1 protein-coding gene is annotated in these 345 nt (G+C 63.2%); it reads left to right on the top strand.

Annotated features, from left to right (window positions below):
* Positions 1 to 345 (top strand): PfkB family carbohydrate kinase (locus Q5762_RS37545; RefSeq protein WP_315896794.1); only part of this gene is annotated, 345 nt, incomplete at both ends.

The raw sequence follows: 345 nt of genomic DNA, 5'->3' as shown, positions 1-345 counted from the left end.
TCGCCCGAGGCCATCGCCGACTTCTACCTGGAACGAGGCGTCAAGGCGGTCATCATCAAGCTGGGCCCAGAAGGCAGTTATTATCGAGGAGTGCTGGGCGGCCAGCTGGAAAGCTTTAGCGTGCCCGGCCAGCCGGTTGCCACCGTGGTCGATACGGTCGGCGCCGGTGACGGCTTTGCCGTCGGTGTGATCAGTGCGCTGCTGGATGGTCTGCCCCACCTAAAGGCACTGCAGCGCGGCAACCTGATCGGTGCTCTGGCGTTGAAAGTGTTTGGCGACATGGAGGGCATGCCGACCCGCCAGAAGCTCATTCAGCTGGAGCAGCCCTTACACCACCACCCCGTC

Origin of the sequence: Streptomyces sp. P9(2023), assembly GCF_032436795.1 — a bacterium.
In the GTDB taxonomy this organism is placed as follows: Bacteria; Actinomycetota; Actinomycetes; order Streptomycetales; family Streptomycetaceae; genus Streptomyces.
The sequence above is the reverse complement of the archived record's forward strand: the minus strand, read 5'-3'. Positions and strand labels throughout refer to the sequence as shown.